General features: G+C 26.7%; 21 protein-coding genes and 1 riboswitch. Of the genes, 5 read left to right on the plus strand and 16 right to left on the minus strand.

The features are described from left to right. Positions 1–100: 100 nt before the first annotated feature. Both BN7997_RS09850 and BN7997_RS09855 read left to right on the plus strand, forming a co-directional pair. Positions 101–775 (plus strand): response regulator transcription factor, encoded by a 675-nt coding sequence (locus BN7997_RS09850; protein ID WP_071120622.1) that lies wholly within the window; start codon positions 101–103, stop codon positions 773–775. Then, the gene (locus tag BN7997_RS09855) at positions 765–2,168 is read left to right on the plus strand and encodes a sensor histidine kinase (protein ID WP_071120623.1); all 1,404 of its coding nucleotides are present in this window, start codon (positions 765–767) and stop codon (positions 2,166–2,168) included. Before BN7997_RS09850 ends, BN7997_RS09855 begins: the two co-directional genes overlap by 11 nt. Positions 2,169–2,202: 34 nt before the next feature. Here the strand turns inward: BN7997_RS09855 and BN7997_RS09860 are convergent, their stop codons facing one another. Beyond that, positions 2,203–2,523, minus strand: a complete 321-nt coding sequence (locus tag BN7997_RS09860) for a hypothetical protein (protein ID WP_071120624.1) — start codon at positions 2,521–2,523, stop codon at positions 2,203–2,205. A gap of 219 nt (positions 2,524–2,742) precedes the next feature. Here BN7997_RS09860 and BN7997_RS09865 point away from each other — a divergent pair, with 219 nt between their 5' ends. From BN7997_RS09865 to BN7997_RS09875, 3 genes are all read left to right on the plus strand, one after another. Beyond that, a complete protein-coding gene (locus BN7997_RS09865) occupies positions 2,743–2,955 on the plus strand; it encodes a DUF1659 domain-containing protein (RefSeq protein WP_071120625.1) in 213 nt (70 codons plus the stop codon). Between the two features lie 24 nt (positions 2,956–2,979). Further along, complete coding sequence (locus BN7997_RS09870; protein WP_071120626.1) at positions 2,980–3,207, plus strand: DUF2922 domain-containing protein; 228 nt, start codon at positions 2,980–2,982, stop codon at positions 3,205–3,207. 76 nt (positions 3,208–3,283) lie between these two features. Next, positions 3,284–3,430, plus strand: a complete 147-nt coding sequence (locus BN7997_RS09875; protein ID WP_071120627.1) for a YvrJ family protein — start codon at positions 3,284–3,286, stop codon at positions 3,428–3,430. Positions 3,431–3,476: 46 nt separating this feature from the next. On the opposite strand, the gene BN7997_RS09880 is transcribed toward BN7997_RS09875, so the two are convergent. From BN7997_RS09880 to BN7997_RS09950, 15 genes are all read right to left on the minus strand, one after another. After that, positions 3,477–3,890, minus strand: a complete 414-nt coding sequence (locus tag BN7997_RS09880; protein ID WP_071120628.1) for a hypothetical protein — start codon at positions 3,888–3,890, stop codon at positions 3,477–3,479. Positions 3,891–3,964: 74 nt separating this feature from the next. Then, entirely contained in the window at positions 3,965–5,530 is a 1,566-nt protein-coding gene (locus BN7997_RS09885) for a YfcC family protein (RefSeq protein ID WP_071120629.1), read from the minus strand. A 92-nt stretch (positions 5,531–5,622) separates the two neighbouring features. Then, complete coding sequence (gene arcC / locus BN7997_RS09890; protein ID WP_071120630.1) at positions 5,623–6,579, minus strand: carbamate kinase; 957 nt, start codon at positions 6,577–6,579, stop codon at positions 5,623–5,625. A 131-nt stretch (positions 6,580–6,710) separates the two neighbouring features. Next, on the minus strand, positions 6,711–7,706 hold the full coding sequence (argF, locus tag BN7997_RS09895; protein ID WP_071120631.1) for an ornithine carbamoyltransferase: 996 nt from the start codon (positions 7,704–7,706) through the stop codon (positions 6,711–6,713). A gap of 53 nt (positions 7,707–7,759) precedes the next feature. Next, positions 7,760–8,983, minus strand: a complete 1,224-nt coding sequence (gene arcA, locus BN7997_RS09900) for an arginine deiminase (protein ID WP_071120632.1) — start codon at positions 8,981–8,983, stop codon at positions 7,760–7,762. 149 nt (positions 8,984–9,132) lie between these two features. Continuing rightward, entirely contained in the window at positions 9,133–10,317 is a 1,185-nt protein-coding gene (locus tag BN7997_RS09905) for a MerR family transcriptional regulator (protein ID WP_083335082.1), read from the minus strand. 701 nt (positions 10,318–11,018) lie between these two features. Then, positions 11,019–12,026, minus strand: coding sequence for a hypothetical protein (locus tag BN7997_RS09910; RefSeq protein ID WP_071120634.1), 1,008 nt, complete (start codon positions 12,024–12,026; stop codon positions 11,019–11,021). Positions 12,027–12,305: 279 nt separating this feature from the next. Further along, the gene (locus BN7997_RS09915) at positions 12,306–12,695 is read right to left on the minus strand and encodes a nucleotidyltransferase substrate binding protein (RefSeq protein WP_083335083.1); all 390 of its coding nucleotides are present in this window, start codon (positions 12,693–12,695) and stop codon (positions 12,306–12,308) included. Further along, a complete protein-coding gene (locus BN7997_RS09920) occupies positions 12,688–12,981 on the minus strand; it encodes a nucleotidyltransferase domain-containing protein (protein WP_071120636.1) in 294 nt (97 codons plus the stop codon). The genes BN7997_RS09915 and BN7997_RS09920 overlap by 8 nt, the downstream gene beginning before the upstream one ends. Before the next feature lie 287 nt (positions 12,982–13,268). Next, positions 13,269–13,619, minus strand: coding sequence for a hypothetical protein (locus tag BN7997_RS09925; protein WP_071120637.1), 351 nt, complete (start codon positions 13,617–13,619; stop codon positions 13,269–13,271). Between the two features lie 412 nt (positions 13,620–14,031). After that, on the minus strand, positions 14,032–14,379 hold the full coding sequence (locus BN7997_RS09930) for a hypothetical protein (protein WP_071120638.1): 348 nt from the start codon (positions 14,377–14,379) through the stop codon (positions 14,032–14,034). 177 nt (positions 14,380–14,556) lie between these two features. Next, positions 14,557–15,561, minus strand: coding sequence for an RpnC/YadD family protein (locus tag BN7997_RS09935; RefSeq protein WP_071120639.1), 1,005 nt, complete (start codon positions 15,559–15,561; stop codon positions 14,557–14,559). A 220-nt stretch (positions 15,562–15,781) separates the two neighbouring features. Next, positions 15,782–16,471 (minus strand): radical SAM protein, encoded by a 690-nt coding sequence (locus tag BN7997_RS09940; RefSeq protein ID WP_071120640.1) that lies wholly within the window; start codon positions 16,469–16,471, stop codon positions 15,782–15,784. A 9-nt stretch (positions 16,472–16,480) separates the two neighbouring features. Beyond that, positions 16,481–17,044 (minus strand): ECF transporter S component, encoded by a 564-nt coding sequence (locus BN7997_RS09945; protein ID WP_071120641.1) that lies wholly within the window; start codon positions 17,042–17,044, stop codon positions 16,481–16,483. A gap of 2 nt (positions 17,045–17,046) precedes the next feature. Beyond that, complete coding sequence (locus BN7997_RS09950; RefSeq protein ID WP_071120642.1) at positions 17,047–18,012, minus strand: nucleoside hydrolase; 966 nt, start codon at positions 18,010–18,012, stop codon at positions 17,047–17,049. Positions 18,013–18,109: 97 nt separating this feature from the next. Beyond that, positions 18,110–18,154: riboswitch (PreQ1 riboswitch) on the minus strand. Positions 18,155–18,308: the final 154 nt, after the last annotated feature.

An 18,308-nucleotide genomic window follows, 5' to 3' on the forward strand; every position in this document is an offset into this window, starting at 1 on the left:
TATGAAAAAAAGATGAAGATAAATAATAAAATTCATAAGTTATTTACAATTATATGATATTTTTTGTTATATTAATAAATAATGAAGAGGAGGAAGGCAAATGTTTAACATTCTTATAGTAGATGATGAGATAAAAATTACTCAAGTTATAAAAGCTTATTTAGATAAAGAAGGATACAACACTATAGTAGCCAATAATGGAGAGCAAGCTTTAGAATGCTTTTCAAAAAATAGTATAGATTTAATGATTTTAGATAGGATGTTGCCGGATATAAGTGGTGAAGAGATTTGTGAAAAAGTAAGAGCAATATCTAAAGTACACATTATTATGTTAACAGCTAAAACAGAAGATAGTGATAAAATAGATGGTTTTAATATAGGTTGTGATGACTATGTTTGTAAACCTTTTAATGTTAAAGAGTTAGTTTTGAGAGTTAAAGCAGTTTTTAGAAAAATGGATGTAGAAAATAAAGATTTATTAAAGTTCTCGGATGAGCTTGAAATAGATATGAACTCTCATGAGGTTAAAGTAAGAGGCAAGAAAGTTGAATTAACCAATACGGAATATAAAATACTTTTACTATTTGCAAAGAATCAAAATAAAGTATTTACTAGAGAACAATTGTTAGAATTGACTATAGAGGAACATTATGAAAAGATAGACAGAGTTATTGATGCACATGTAAAAAATCTTAGACAAAAGATAGAATTAGATACAAAAAAAGCTACAATCATTAAAACCGTATATGGGGTAGGATATAAATTTGGATTATAAATTAAAAAAACTAAAACTTAATAAAAAGTTAATTCTATCTTTAGTATCTTTAATAATCATAGTTATATTATCTATAGCTTTATCTATAAATAGTGTTTTTAATAAAAAATTTGAACAATACATTATTAGAAATAATGAAAATGAAATTTCTAATATAATTGATTCGATAAGGTCTAAATACGTTAATGGAGAATGGGAGTTATCTAGTATCCAGCAAATAGGAGAAGATGCAATAAGTAATGGCATATTTGTGGATTTATATGATAAAGATAGTAATTTAGTGTGGGGGGCAATGACCTATAATAAAAATATGTGTCATATGGTTATGGGAAGTATAGAGAACAATATGAACTATATGATAAATAAGAATAAAAGTAATTATACAGAAAAATTGTTTGAAATAAAGAATTTAGATAATGAAATTATTGGAAATATAAAAATAGGTTCATACGGATTACTTTACTATATGGATAATGATGTAGATTTTTTAAAAGAAATAAATAAGGTAATTACAAGTATAGGTATTGTAATGGTTTTAATAACAATATTTATAGCAATATTAATATCTAATAATATATCTAAGCCTGTAGAAGTTGTGTCCAATATGGCTAATTTAATTGGAGATGGTGATTATGATAATAAGATAGATTATGATAGCAATATAGTTGAAATTGATGTGCTTATAAAATCGATAAATAATTTATCAGCTAAATTAGAAGAACAGGAAAATTTAAGAAAGAGGTTAACAACAGATATATCTCATGAACTTAGAACGCCACTTACAAGTATACAAACACATTTAGAAGCTATGATAGATGGAATATGGGAACCTGATACAGAAAGGCTAAATAGTGTAAACGAGGAGGTAATAAGGCTTACTAATTTAGTAAATCAATTACAAAACTTAGCTAAGTTTGATAGTGAAAAAAGTAAATTAAATTTAGCTAAAGTAAATGTAAAAAACTTAATTATGAATGTGGTTTATAATAATCAAGGGAAGGCACTAGAAAAAAATATAAATATAGAGTGTGATTTAGAAAGTATAGATAGTTACTTAGATAAAGATAAAATATCACAAGTAATAGTTAATTTACTGTCTAATGCTATAAGATATACAAATAATGGTGGGAAGATTTTTATAAGTTCATATAAAGAAAATAATAATCTAAAAATACAATTTAAAGATAATGGTATAGGAATTCCGAAAGAAAATATAAAATATATATTTGAAAGGTTTTATAGAGTGGATGAGTCAAGAAGTAAAAATACAGGTGGAATTGGTGTTGGTTTAACTATTGTTAAGTCTATAATTGATTTACATCAAGGTACAATTGAGGTTAGAAGTGAGCTTAATAAAGGTAGTGAGTTTATAGTTATACTACCGAATCTGTAAAATAAAGTGTGTATTCTTCCCAAAAGTGCGATAATTAAATTAGATTATCCGAAGGAAGGTGCACACTTTTTATGTTAAACAAAAGTGAAATTTTAAAGAAACTTATACAAACTAAATACATAACAATACTTTCTTTATTATTATCTTTATCTAATAAATCAAGTTTAGGAATTTTTTTAGAAATCTTATCTACTCTAAAGGCTTTTTTATCTAGTATTTCACTAAGCTTCTCTTCTAATATAAAACTTAAATCATCTTTTTTATTAATATCTATTTTTATAAAAAAGTTATTTTCATAGTAAAGTATATCATTGTAATCATTTTTAACTACTATTCCTATAGTCTTTTTATCCATAAGCTCCCCTATAAATGTTAGTTAAACTTTATGTAGTAATTATATACAATTATAGACAAAATATGGTAAATTCATGAAATATCTATATAGAAATAAAATAAATTTCACTATTTTCTCTAAATATTTTCTTCAAATACTTTAATATATAAAAAACCCTTATCCACCTATAATTAATATCAAGAAGAACAAATCTTCTAATAAATAAACGGAGGTGGCTATATGGTTAATGAAATGAAAAATCCATCAAGCCTAAGAATAAAACTTGATTTAGGTATGGTAGATGGAAAAACAAAAGTAAAAAGCAAAACATTCTCATCATTAAAACATAATGCTTTAGCACAAAACGTATATGACGTTGGAGAGGCTTTAATGGCTCTTCAAGAATATGAAGTGATTGAAATAGCTAAGATAGATAACACTACTTTAGCTTAATATTAAATTTAAGGAGGTATAAATATGGAACAAACTAAAAGACTTGTAATGACTTTTAAAACTACTGATGATAAAAAGGTATCTTTATCAGTAGATAACCCAAGGGAAGATATTACAGAATCTGAAATAAAAGATGCTATGGATTTAGTAGTATCTAAAAATATATTTGCTCCAAATGGTGCTGATATAGTGTCTGCTGTTGAGGCTAAGGTTGTTGTTACAGACACTACATCTTATGACTTAGAGTTATAAAATTTACATTTAAAAAGCTATGCCAAGGTCCCCCCACCTTTGCATAGCTTTTACTTTATTGAAAGGATGTGTATTTATGAATTCTGAATTACAAACTCTTATAGCTTCTGTAGGATTTCCTATAGCCCTTAGTATGTATTTACTTGTAAGGATTGAAGGAAAACTTCAGACTTTATCTGATAGTATTAATGAATTATCTAAAAATATAATAAGCATGAGATGATTAATATTAAAAAAGGGTGTCATAAATCATGACACCTTCTTTATAATTATAAACTTTGTAATCTTTTCTTTTCTATAAACATACTTACATTATTTTGTATCATATATAAAAGAACTGGTATATACATATATGATAAATATCCTTTTACATTAAATAACATAGCTATTAACAAACTAGATGATAATATAGATGCAATTACTGATAATTTATCACTTCTATTAAATAGTTTTAAACCTATTCCAAACATTAAACCAAACAATAAAATCATTATAGAAAAAACTATAAATATTCCAAATGACTGTATTTGTTGTGGCATAGATGGAATGTATCCATATCCTATTACAAATACAAATGTAGTAACACCAAATAGTATATATATATTTCCCATATCCTTTTTCTTAAATAAAAGTATTATAGTAAATACTAGGTATAAAGAGCTTAAAAAGCTGACTAAACTCACGCCATTCACCTATCCTTAATTAAAATAAAACCACAGAGCTTTTTAAATAAAAGATCTATGGTTTATGTTTTATATTATACTCCTAATATCATAGAACCTATAGCTAGAATTGCTACTGTTGCTATAAATATTAGAACTAGTAATTTCGTTACAAACTTCATCCATGTTGAGTATTCTATTTTAGCTATTGCTAAACCTCCCATAACAACTCCTGATGTTGGAGTTATTAAGTTTACTATACCACTTCCTGCAGAAAATGCTGAAACTACTATTTCTGGTGCTATATTTAACCTCTCTGCTAATGGTGCAAATATCGGCATAGAAACTGAAGCTAATCCTGAAGTTGATGGTATTAAGAATGATAATGCTATGTATATTAAATATGCCATATTAGCAAATAGCATTCCAGATACTCCACTTAGTATTCCTGATGCTTTATCAAGTATAAATAAATCTAATCCTGAATTTGCCATCATAAATGATATACCTCTTGATATACCTACTACTAAAGCAACTCCAACCATATCTGCACATCCAGATATAAATGATTTAACTATATCTTCCTCTGACATTCTACATACTAATCCAATAACAATAGCCATTATAAAGAACCAAACTGTTAATTCTGGGAACCACCAAGTTCCTAGTGAAGCTCCATTAAACCATGATGTATTATCAAATATAGTTACTCCAAAATCATTCCAAGGTATAACACTTATAATCATAACTACAAATGAAAAAGCAAATAAACCTAATGCTACTTTTTGTTTTCCACTTAATTCTAATATTTCTCCTGAATTATTATCAAATGCTTCCTTAGCCTCATTTAATTCATGTTTAGATAATATAGATTTACCTTTATCATTGTAAACTTTTTTAGCATAGTTCATTACATATAATATAGATATTATTAAAGGTACTATCCATAAGGCAACACCTAAAATTATAGTTGTTCCTTGATTTATCTCTACTCCTGCTGCTCCTGCTGCTGATATTGCAGCACCTATTGCAAATGGATTTACTGTTGAACCTAAAACACCTACACCACAGCCAAGTAATAATGTAGCTGCCCCTACTAATGGATCAAATCCAGCTGCCATCATTGTTGCAGTTATTAATGCGTAAAATGCTAAAGACTCTTCAGCCATACCATAAGATGTTCCACCTAATGAAAATATTAGCATTAATACAGGTATTAACATTAATTCCTTACCTTTAAGCTTTTTAACTAGAGCCCCAACTCCAGCATCTAATGCTCCTGTTTTTGTTATAACTCCTAAAAATCCACCTATTATAAGTACAAATAATGCAACATCTATTGCACCTTTAAGAGTCCCATCATTCCATACACTTACATATGGTATATCTGCATTATTTATGGTTTCAAGAGCAGCATCTATACCACCTTCACTCATAGATGTACTTATAGCTTCATCTAAAGCATTATCCTTTATCCCTACCATACCAGTTACTGGTGCCATAACTACATCTGCTAATTGAGCTTTCTTAACGCCTGGCACAACTTGAGTTACTAATGCTATAACTATCATTATAGTTAATAAAACTGTGTAGGCAGACGGAAATTTAAATTTTTTCTTTTTAGTAGCTTTTCTATTATTTGAAGTTGAAGCTTTTGCCATTTTAATTTCCTCCCTTTTTATAGTACATTAATTTTGTAAAATAAAGGAAATATTATTAGTTTAAAAATAATATTTCCTTTACCTTATCTTATCTATGCCTTACATATATTTTTTTCTTTATATATTATCGTTCCAGTTTCTCCATGTAGTGCTAACTTAGCTTTTTCTAAAGAAGTTATTAAAGCCTTACCATTAGTAGTTGACTCTACAAAATCTACACATGCTTCTACTTTAGGTAACATAGATCCTTTAGCGAAATGTCCTTCAGATATGTACTTAGTTGCTTGTTCTAAGTTTATAGAATCTAATTCTTCTTGATTTGGCTTATTAAAATTAACACAAACTCTGTCAACTGCAGTTAGTATAACTAACATTTCAGCATCAAGGTCTTTTGCTAATTTAGCACTTGATTTATCCTTATCTATAACAGCAGCTACACCATGTAATGATCCATCTTCTTTTTCTATTACTGGTATACCTCCACCACCAACAGTTATTACTATTGTTCCATTATCAACTAAATTTTTAACTGTTTCAAGTTCAACTATTTTTTTTGGTTGAGGAGAAGCAACAACTCTTCTATATCCTCTTCCTGCATCTTCTACAAAAGTAAATCCTTTTTCAGATGATATTTTTTCAGCTTCTTCTTTTGTATAAAACATACCTACTGGTTTAGTTAAATTTTTAAAAGCTTCATCATTTTCATCAACTACAACTTGAGTAACTATAGTTGCTACATTTTTATTTATTTTTCTTGAATCTAATTCATTTTTTATAGATTGTTGTAAATGGTATCCTATATATCCTTGACTCATTGAGCCACATTCTGCAAATGGCATACTTGGAGTATTTGCACCATTACTAGAAGCAAAATCCATAGCTAAATTTATCATTCCAACTTGTGGTCCATTACCGTGACCAACTATTACATTGTATCCTTCTTCAGAAAGGTCTACTATTGTTTTTGCTGTTTGTTTAACTAACTCTAATTGTTCTTCTGGGTTATTTCCTAAAGCATTTCCACCTAGTGCTATAACTAATCTTTTCATATTTATACTCCTCTACTTATTTTACTCTAATATATTAATTCCTTAAAATATTTGTACATCTATGTAAAGACAGCCTTCATTATATGTTATTACTTTAATGAAGGCCATCTTTTATATTTAAAGTCTGTATATTATTGTCCTATAGTAGCAGCCATTATAGCTTTTATAGTATGCATTCTATTTTCAGCTTCATCGAAAACTACTGAATGTTTAGATTCAAATACTTCATCAGTAACTTCCATTTCAGTTATACCAAATTTTTCTCCCATTTGGGCACCTATTTTAGTTTTTAAGTCATGGAATGATGGTAAACAATGCATAAATATAGCTTCTGGATGAGCATTATCCATAACAGTTTTATTTACTTGATATGGCTTTAATTGTTTTATTCTAGCTTCCCAAACTTCATCTGGTTCTCCCATAGATACCCAAACATCAGTGTATATAACGTCAGCATTCTTAGTACCTTTAATAACATCTTCAGTTAATGTTATTGTACAGTTATTTTCTTTAGCTATAGCTTCACACTGTTCAACTAATTCTTTAGCTGGGAATAATTCTTTTGGAGCACATGCTGTGAAATTTAATCCCATCTTAGCACAAGCAACCATTAAAGAGTTACCCATATTATTTCTAGCATCTCCCATGTAAACGAAGTTTACGCCTTTTAATCTTCCTAATTTTTCCTCTATAGTTAATAAGTCTGCTAACATTTGAGTTGGATGGAATTCATCAGTTAAGCCATTCCATACTGGAACACCTGCATAAGCTGATAATTCCTCAACTATTTCTTGAGAAAATCCTCTATACTCTATACCGTCATACATTCTTCCTAAAACTCTAGCTGTATCTGCTATAGATTCTTTTTTACCCATTTGAGATCCTGTAGGTCCTAAATATGTAACTCCCATTCCTAAATCCATAGCCCCTACTTCAAATGCACATCTTGTTCTTGTTGAGTCTTTTTCAAATAATATTGCAACATTTTTTCCCTCTAATTTTTTATGCACTACACCAGCTCTTTTTAAATTTTTATAGTCCTTAGATAAATCTAATAAATATCTTATTTCCTCACTTGTGAAATCTAATAATTTTAAAAATGAACGACCTCTTAAATTAACTCCCATTTTAAAAATCCCCCTATTATTTTTATATTTTAATATTTAATATAATTTTTATATTATGCTTCTCTTATTAAAGGCATAGACATACATCTTGGGCCCCCACGTCCTCTAGATAATTCGCTTGATGGTATTACATGTATTTTTATACCATTTTGTTCTAGTAATCTATTAGTTATATAGTTTCTTGAATAAACAATAACTTCACCAGGTTTTATACATAATGTATTTGAACCATCATTCCACTGTTCTCTATCAGCAACAACTTTATCTCCACCACCACATTGTATTAAAGTAACTTTTTCTACTCCAAGGTGCTTAGCCAATATGTTCTCTAATTTATCATTAACTTCTACTATTTTTAATTCTCCTTCAGCCTCACCCTTAGTTACTTCAAATACTTGTAATGTACCTTGTATTCCTGGATGTATAGTGAACTTATCTACATCTATTTGAGTAAATACTGTATCTAAGTGCATCATTGCTCTATTATTTGGTATATTAAATGCTAATATAGTTTCTATATCTTTATTTGTACTATTAAAGAATATTTGTTTAGCTATATGCTCTATTGCATCAGCTTGAGTTCTTTGAGATATACCTATTGCTAAAGTTTTTTCAGTTAAGTTTAATATATCTCCACCTTCTATATGGTGTTTAAAGTCTCTATCATAAAATCTTTCTACTTGATTTTTAAAATCTTTATGATACTTAAAGATATAATCTGCATATATAGTTTCTCTGTTTCTTGTTACAGAGTACATTTTATTTAAACTTATACCACTACCTATACTAGCAAATGGATCCCTTGTAAAATACAAGTTTGGCATTGGGTCAGTAATAAATGGATAATCATCTTCTGCCAAATCTGCTAAACTTTTTTTACTTATTTCTGGTAATTCATTTTTATTTATACCAGCCATAGTCGTTCTTATTAATTCTTCATTAGATTCAAACCCTTTTAAATATGTATAAACAACCTTTTTCATTTCTGAATTTTTTATATGAGCTTCTTCTATAAATTGATTTATAAACTCCTCTTTTACTAATTCATCCTCAATAACCTCTGCTGCTAATTCATGTAAATAAACAACCTCTGCTCCATTTTGTCTTAAAACTTCAGCAAAACAATCATGCTCTTGTTGTGCTACTTCTAAGAATGGAATATCATCAAATAATAATCCTTCAAGATATTCAGGTGTTAAATTTTCTAGTTCTTTACCTGGTCTGTGAAGTAAAACTTTTTTTAGTGGTTTTATTTCACTTGTTACTTTTATTGCCATAGTTATCTCCCCCTTTGAGTATGTTATATCAATAACTAAAACACATTTTTTTAATAATATATATTTATATAAAATCACACAAATAAACGTTTTCCTTATCATTATAATAATAAAACATTTATTTTGTGTTGATTTATAAACTAAGTAAATTAAAGTTTAATACTTTCAAATAGTACTTGATTATTAGTTATATAGATGTTTCCATGTTTATTAATATTTAAATCTATGTACTTTTCAAAATCTTTTTTCTTGGTATCTACTAATTCTATGATATTACCAGGAATAGAATATATATATTCTAATATTCCTTTAGAATCATTTATTACTAACTTATCTTCATATAGATATCTTTTAGTTTGGCTAAAGTGTTTACTTAATATCTCTTGTCCATTTTCCATTCCAAACTTACTAGAAATTTTTTCTTCTGATATTTTAATATTGCTATTAAATCCTTTCATCAAACTTTCTAATTCTTTCATATTATTACTATCAATTGTTGAGCTATAAAAATGTCCACCTACTTTTAATACTCTCTTTATTTCTTTTAAAACTTTATCTAAATCTTTCATATAAAATAATATATGATTGGCTATTACTAAATCAAAGCTTTCATCTTCAAAAGGAATATTATTTGGGTCAACAATTTCAAAGTCAAATACATCTGAATAATCGCTTAGATTTTTCTTTGCATTATTTACCATATCTTCACATACATCAGTTAAAGTTATATTTATATCTTTATCCAGTAAATCTATATTCTTAGACCATAAGGCACCATTTCCACATCCAATTTCTAAAACTTTATACTTTTTATTTAGTTTTATATTACTAAAAGTCCACTTATACCAACCATGTCTATTAGAACTAAATCTATCTTGTAGTTTTACACTAGCATCTAAGTTTGATGAATCTATACATTGTTGCAATAATTCTTTTTCGTCTTCTAAGATTTTTATTATATCTATTGTTTTATTCCAATCTATATTTTGTTCATCCTCAATACTATTTTCTGCTGATTCTATAGCATGTAAGACTACTTTCATATAATTTATTTTATTTTTTATTATATTTTTTTGTAAACTCAAAGAATTTATAATATCTTTTTTTTCAAAACTTTGGGATTCAGTATTTTTAACTTCTTCTAAAGATAATCCTAAGTACTTTAAAGCTAAAATTCTCTTGAGTTTTATAAAATCTGATTCTGTATATAGCCTGTGCCCAGAGCTATTATGAGATGATGGACTTAGTACACCTTTATTATCATAATATCTTATAGTTCTAGTGGTTACACCAGCCATCTTAGCAATCTCACCTGTAGTATATTGTCCCTTCATAATATTTCCTCCAAATCTCTTGCTTTAATTTAATTCTATTAGGTTACGTTACGTTATGTACAACAACTTTTTTTAAAAAATTTTTAATAAATTTAAAAATAAACTTTTCTACATTTTTTTCTTATATTTACTTTACTTTTTAATTTTTTGATATATATAAGCTTTATAATTAATCAATTAATTTATAGTAGTACCTCTTTATAGATTGTCCATCTTTAATATCTAATTTCCATTTATAATTATTTCTTATATCCATTACTAACTTTGTATGTTTTGATGTATCATAAAATATCGTTCTAAATTTTATAATCTCTTATATATATATTATATTCATAATCCTCAACCAAGTAATTATAAATTTAAAAATGTTTTCCTAAATCTTTGTAAGTAATTTTAAATTTCTATAATTTTCACATAAAAAATTCGCTACGCTTGAGCGACGTGTCGGCGAAACACTTCATGTCGCCAACGATATGACACTCGCTACCGCTTCGGTCACATCCGTTGCTCAAAATGTCATTTTTTACGTTTCTGAAACTATTGATATTAGTTATATTTATAAGTTATACACAAAAAATTTTATATCATAGTTTCCTTGTACGTAAAAAATAGCTAGACTTGAATACTGCCCCAGTTCTAGCTATTTTTGCTTTATATCTATTACCCAATTATATAACAGAGCCTAAATATATAATATTAATTTATCTTCTCTTTCTTATCATTTTAAATAATCCTAAACCTATCAGCCCTGTTGTAGCCAGTCCTAATCCTGTTGATACAACATCCTCAACTGGGTCTACATTTTCGTTTGTTTCATTATTTATTTCTTGTTTACTAACTTCTTCTTTATTTACTTGATGCTCATAATTTATTTGCTCATTTTCTAAATCCATCATAATACTGTCTATCTCACTATCAGTATATCCATTTTCTTCTAAGGCATAAACAATATCTCTCTCACTTATTTTATCTTTATTATTATTAGTTAGTAAACTTGCAATCATATAATATTTAAAAAAACTTAAATCTCTAGAATAATATTTATTTGATTTAAACTTAGTATAATAATTTGGATTATAATTATAATTGCTTTTTTTCTCTCTTGGCTTTACTGTATATGAAGTTTTAGAGCTTGAAGATTTACTACTACTTGTATTTTTATTTGTTGTATTTTCATATGTAGATTTATTTGTAAAATTTCCAGAGTCTACTTTTAGGCTAGAAATTTTATTTGTTGTCTTCGTTGAACTTGATTTATTTGAATCTACTGTAGTAGTCTTATTAGTCGTATTACTATTTGTAATACTATTACTTGTATTCTTATTAGCGTTTGTATTGCTATTTGTATTACTATTATTTGTATTCTTATTAGTGCTTGTATTGCTATTTGTAGTTATGTTTTTATTAGAGCTAATGTTATTTTTATTAGTAGTTGTAGTTTTGTTATAGCTAGTATTGTTCTTATTAATAGTTGTAGGTATTTTACTTGAACTAGAGTTATTCTTTTTAGAAGTAGAATATTTACCTGAGCTTTTGCTAGAGTTAGAACTCTTATAAGACTTGTTGCTACTTTTATAGGATTTAGAACTGCTAGACGACTTTGAACTACTTTTATATGACTTTGCCTCAACTATATTATAAGGACAAAGCATAATAATAGTTAAAATAGATGTAAGCAAACATTTAGTCGCTTTTTTGTTAATTTTCATTACTTCAAATCTCCCTTGTTAATAATTATTAACTGTCAAGTTTATATTATATCATATAGCTAAGGGTTGCTACTATTGGTATGTATTGAAAATTATTAAAAAGATATATTAGACAATTGTATAATATATATACATATGAAAAATAGCTAGAACTGTTGGATTATCCAAAGTCTAGCTATTTTTGATGTGATTTAATCCGTAAGATACCAAACCTTTTATTCGCTTTATATTAAGATTGTGAACTAATTTATATTATTGTAGTATTTATAATAAATATTATTAATACTCTAAAAAGTCTTTTAGTTTATTAAATTCTATTATATATTTTTCTTTTACTAAGTTTACTATATTAACTGCTGTTTCTTCATCATACATATGAGATGTCCTATTTCTATCTAACATCATCTCTATCCATACATCACCATTATTTATCAGCTTATGTTTAAATGCACATCTTATTGTACTTCTTGGTGCTAGTGCTTCATCTAGTATACCTTGATCTTCTAGGTATAGCTTCATTACTTTCCAAGCTTGTTCAAATGTAAATTCAAACCTTTGTATAATCCCATCTATTATAATATCATCTGATATATCCTTTTTAAGAGCTTCTTCCAATCTTTTTAATGCCTTATAGAAGTCTTCTTTTCTTTCATCTAACTTTTTAGCCATTATATATTATTATCCCTTCATTTTTTATATTTTCAATTAGTTTTTCTTTTGTTAATTCATTAAAATTTAGTATATCAAAACTTAGAGGTGTGTTTACTTCTTCTATATCCATAGTTACTTTCGCTTGTATTAAATGTGTTATTTTTTCTCCGAATAAACATAAATCTATATCTGAATTATATTTATTATCTTGTCTAGCTCTTGAGCCAAATAATATTACTTGTTCTATTTCTTTATATTTTTTAAATATACTCTCTAACTCTAATCTTAGTTTTTCTTCAATCACTTAATCACCTCTTACTATAGAATACTAAATATCTATTTACATCCTTTAATTAATACTTTTAATGTTACAATAATTATACATTATACTTTTATATTAAACAAACTAAATTTAAAAACTATTCTACTCAAAAAATATTATTTCACAATTTATAACAATTGTGAACTTTCTTATATTTTAATATTAATCACACAATTATCTAACATAGCCTATCAAAATAATCTAGAAATATATGCCTTCTAAATATGCATATATTCAATTAATAATTAGAGCTAATTATTTGACTATTTTTACTTTATAGCATCTTCAATATATGAAGATGCAATTGTCATTGCATCAACTATTTTTTTTAAACGTGTATATGTTCCTGTCCCTTCTTTTGCATTAATCATACCCTTTTCACTTTTACGAATAATAGATGTAACTTGATCTACTGATTTTAATAATTCTTCTTGTGTATAATTATGTTCTTGGTTTGTAACTAAGGCTTTTGAAATATATAAAGCTTTTATACGATTTCTAGTAAGTGAAAATTGTGGTGTTCCTTCTTTTAATTTAGGCTGTATTTTTTCACAATTTAAAATTGTAGAATCTATAAGATTTAAGGTATCTTCTATTTGTTTATCTGTATATTGGTTCATTTTATTCCTCCTTGTTTAGTTTTCAATTTCAAAAACTAATAACTTATATATCATATCAAAACTTATGGATTAAATAAATATTCATCAAAATATATGTTTTAGTTAATAAAAAATTCGCTTCGCTCGAGCGACGTGTCGGCGAAACACTTCATGTCGCCAACGACTTCGTCCGTTGCTTGAGCCACTGCGTGGGCGAATCATTTCAAAATCTTTTTTACGCTCAAAACCAGTTGATTGATATTACTTACATTCAGAAGTTATCCACATTTTTTTAAATATTATAATATCCTTAAGCGTAAAAAAGGATGTAGTGATAATTACTACATCCTTTTAAAATTACGCATTATTTAGATATTTGTGTGATAAATAAAGTAAAAATAACTAAAGTTATTGCAATCAAATATATTCCTATCTATTTTTTACTTTGTTTAATTTTATTTTTTAATACTGAAATTAACTTTTCAAGTAAATAACCTAAAATATATACTACCAAATAGTATTTTAAATATACATTTAACGAATCATTCATAAACAGCATTATTTTGTCTATAATAAAAAATACTGTAAGTGATAAAATCAATGGAATTATCCATCCTATCTTTTTTCTTGAACACATTACTCCCTCTATGAAAAAAGATATTGGTATAATACCTACTATTCCAACTATAAGTAAATCCTTAAATCTGAAAAAATACGATATAATGGCTATCACTAACATAGTTATTGTTGGAATAAAATTCCCAAATATATTCTTCTTCATCCTTATTTCTCCCCTATAAATATTAAATATATAATTTATAATAATTGTAAACTTTCTTCTATTATAAACCCTTTTTAATAGCTAGTATTGATTATTTTATTCATAAGTTCATTTTAGCATATGTGTATCTATATAGAAAAGACATTACCTTTATTAGATAATGTCTTTTCTATTTAACTAATTTAATGACATTTCTTTTCTTATCAATTCAATTTCTTCAATTGATAATTCTGTAAGGTCCATTATAGTTTCATTATCTAAACCTTTTAAAATACCTTTTTTAGCTATCTCTATAGATTTTTTCTTTTCACCTTGTTTTATACCTTGTTTTATTCCTTCCTCTATTCCTTTTTGTATACCTTTTTGTATTCCTTGTTTCTCAACTTCTGGATCATATAACGATTTAGTCATTGTAATCACCTCTTCTTCTAATTTATCATCATTGAAATAATTTCTATTTAAATATTCTATTAAATTTTGTATTGCTAGCAACATTTTATGAAAATCCTCTCCAAGTATTTCATTTTCACAAAATAGCTCTTTAGATTCATTTGCTAGTTTCGTAGCTAAATTTTTAGCTATAACCGATAATTGCTGTATCTTTAGTATGTCATTCTTTTTCTGTGCTACTTCTAATTCTTTTCTAAGACTAAATAGTTGAAGTGGAATAAGAGGATACATCTTTCTTTTTATAAGTTCTTCTTCTGTAAATTCCCAATATTTTATAACATCTACACAATATATAACTTCTTGATTATTTGGAAATATTATTTTTAAGTTTAATAAATCTTCTATGTTTTTATTTTCTTCAAAAAATATTACCTTTTGCTTTGGGAAGTATAAAGTCCTCATACTATTATCTATGTTAGAATTTTCTTTTGCTTTTTTGAACCCATATTCAAACATTCTAATTACCATAGTATTATCATTTTTAGTTTGAAACTCTAAATGATAGCTTACTTTATTATTATCTCTTTTTAATATATCAAAGAACATATCTCCACGAATAACACCTAGAGTATCTTCTATAAATTCATTATTACTAACTGTTAAGTTAACTTCATTCTCTTTAAAATCTTCTTCAAATATGGCATTTAAAAGTTTTAAAAGTACTTTATTTGATGTTGAAAATAGGTATTTTAGTATTTCATCTAATTTTACCTTTTCTTTTGTCTTGTTCAAGGTTTCACCTGCTTTCTTTATATAATTATAACTTAAAATATAATTATTTAAAAGAATGAAGTATTTGATAAAATGAATATAATATTAGTTTATAAATATTTTAATTTTTCTATATTTGAGTATAAAAAATAACTAAATCTTAGTATAAACATCTTAAAAATACTAAAATTTAGTTATCTTTATTTCTAACTTCTCATACAATTGTCTAACAAAACCTATTTTAATCCCCAACACCAAAGTCTGTATTATTAAAAAGTATTTCTATCTTAGGATTATCAACTAAATGCTTATACTTATTAGAAAACCAATTAACAAGTTCTTCATCCCTTTTAACACTTGAAGTATTATTTACAAAAACATTTATAGTAGCATGGTCAAAATTATTTAAAACAATATCCATATCTCTATCAATCATTTCCCTAGTTTGACCCTTAATACCTACCATAATACAAGGAGAATCAAAATATTCCTTTAACTCCTCAACAGTTTTAAACTTGGCATTTTTGTTTAAATATCCATTTCTAAAATCATAATCAAAAGTTTCAACACCTATCTTAAAAGTTATAGGTATTTCAAAATAATCTCTCATTTCTTGAATTCTATTTTTATAAGCCCAATGACTTTCTAAAAATAATTTTTCTATTTTCTTTTCCTTTATTATTTCTTTTATCTTAGCTAAAGTAGCCTTTGGAAGTTCAAAACAACTTCCTGAATTTATAACTTCTAAAACTTTATACTTTCCAGTTATGTTTTCTAAAACTTCAAAATTTACTTTATTTATTTCATCCTCAAAATTTGAGTTATCTAATATATAATCGCAAAAACTACACTTTCCCCATACACATGGAAAAGCTTTTAGTAATACTATTTCACGTTGATTTTTATTAGTTATTTCACTGTATCTATCCATATTATCTCCTTATTTATTCGTTGTCATAGAAGTTTTTAATGCTTTAGGCATAGAATTTACTACTATACCAACTAATACAACTGCTAAAAACTTATCTGCATAATCTGTAAATACTTGTGTTACAAATACACCAACTACAACTGGAATATTAAAATGGCTTAATATTTGAACTATGTATGAAGAACCAGAAGATGTTACTCCACCAAATAAAAATGCTGCAATTGTTGCACTGATTATACTTGTTGGTAAGGTAAATATAAATGTTCCTAAAGGTGTTTTAACTCCTTTTAACATATCCTTTTTATACATAAGCCCTGCTAAGTATCCCGTAGTTATTTGAACTGGTGCAAAGTAAAGTGAGTATATATCAAAAGTCATTCCACTAACTAAACTTCCACCTACTCCTGTTATTACTGCATACTTTGGTCCAAGCATACAAGCTATTAATATTGTTCCTATAGAATCTAAATATATTGGAAGTCTTAAATTAAGAGCAATAAATGCTCCAACTACATTTAAAGCTATCCCCATAGATATTAAAGTAATATTTTTTACATTTACAGTTTTATTCATTGTTATATAACCCCCTCAATAGATTCTATAGAACTTTCGTGTTCTTTAAATATTCTCTTTAAGAACATTTTCATAAAAGCTTTTTCATCAACTTCAGTTAATACATGTGAATTAGGTTCATTTTTGTAGAAATTAAATGAGTCAACTATAGATTGACCTACTGCTACCCCATCGTGAACAACTTCTACATAAGAATCAAATCCTTTGCATAAACTTCTATCAATAAAGTATGCCACAGCTAAAGGATCATTTATTACACATCCTATTATGCCTTCTTGTTCCCAATGGAAATCTATATAAAATCTAGTTATTTCTGTTATATATTTTGCCATATCCTTATCAAGTCTATTGATAAACTCAATAATATTAGGCGTTAAAACTATTTTTCTAGTTACATCAAGTCCAACCATGTGAATTTTTTTAGGTAAGTTCTTGTAAACATAATCAGCCCCATGTGGATCTACCCAGTAATTAAACTCTGCTACTGGCGAACAATTTCCATGAATCCTAAATGCTCCTCCCATAGATATAAATTCATCTAGGCTATCAAAGGCTTTTTTATCTTTCATAAGTGCCTTTGCAATATTTGTTAGTGGTCCTAGAGCTATTATTGATACATCTTTGTTATTTTTTAAAGTATCAATTATAAAGTCTACTCCACCATAAAGTATTTTTGCATCTACATCTTCATAGAAGTTTTCTCCAACACCATCTTCTCCATGAGTATCCTGTGCTGTTACAAGTTCTCTTTCAAGAGGTAATTCCTCTCCTATATATACTGGTATGTCAAGTCTTTGACACATTTGAAGTGCTTTTAGGGCATTTTTTGCTCCTAACTTTGCGGGTACGTTTCCGCTTGTTATTGTAAGTCCTAGTACTTCTAGTTCAGGTGAGTTAATTGCTAGAAGTATTGCCAGAGAGTCATCTATCCCTGGGTCACAATCAATTATTACTTTTCTTTTTTGCATTTTTATCTCCTCCTTATAATTTTAAGGAGAACCTATACGCTTTTTGACATAAAAAAAGCCGTATCTAAGGGTAAATCTTATATACTGCCACTATATAAATACCTTAGTTTTTTATACTTGGAGGTTCTCGAACAAGTCCTTGATTATTATTAATTATCAAGAATTTTCAATTTTTATAAAGTTTAAAATAAATGTATAATTAGTTAGAACAAACTATCCATATTTTATTAACATCTTATTTTAAATTTGATATTTAAATATTACCATAAATTTTAAATTTAAACAAATAAAATATT

The organism is Romboutsia timonensis (assembly GCF_900106845.1).
In the GTDB taxonomy this organism is placed as follows: Bacteria; Bacillota; Clostridia; order Peptostreptococcales; family Peptostreptococcaceae; genus Romboutsia; species Romboutsia timonensis.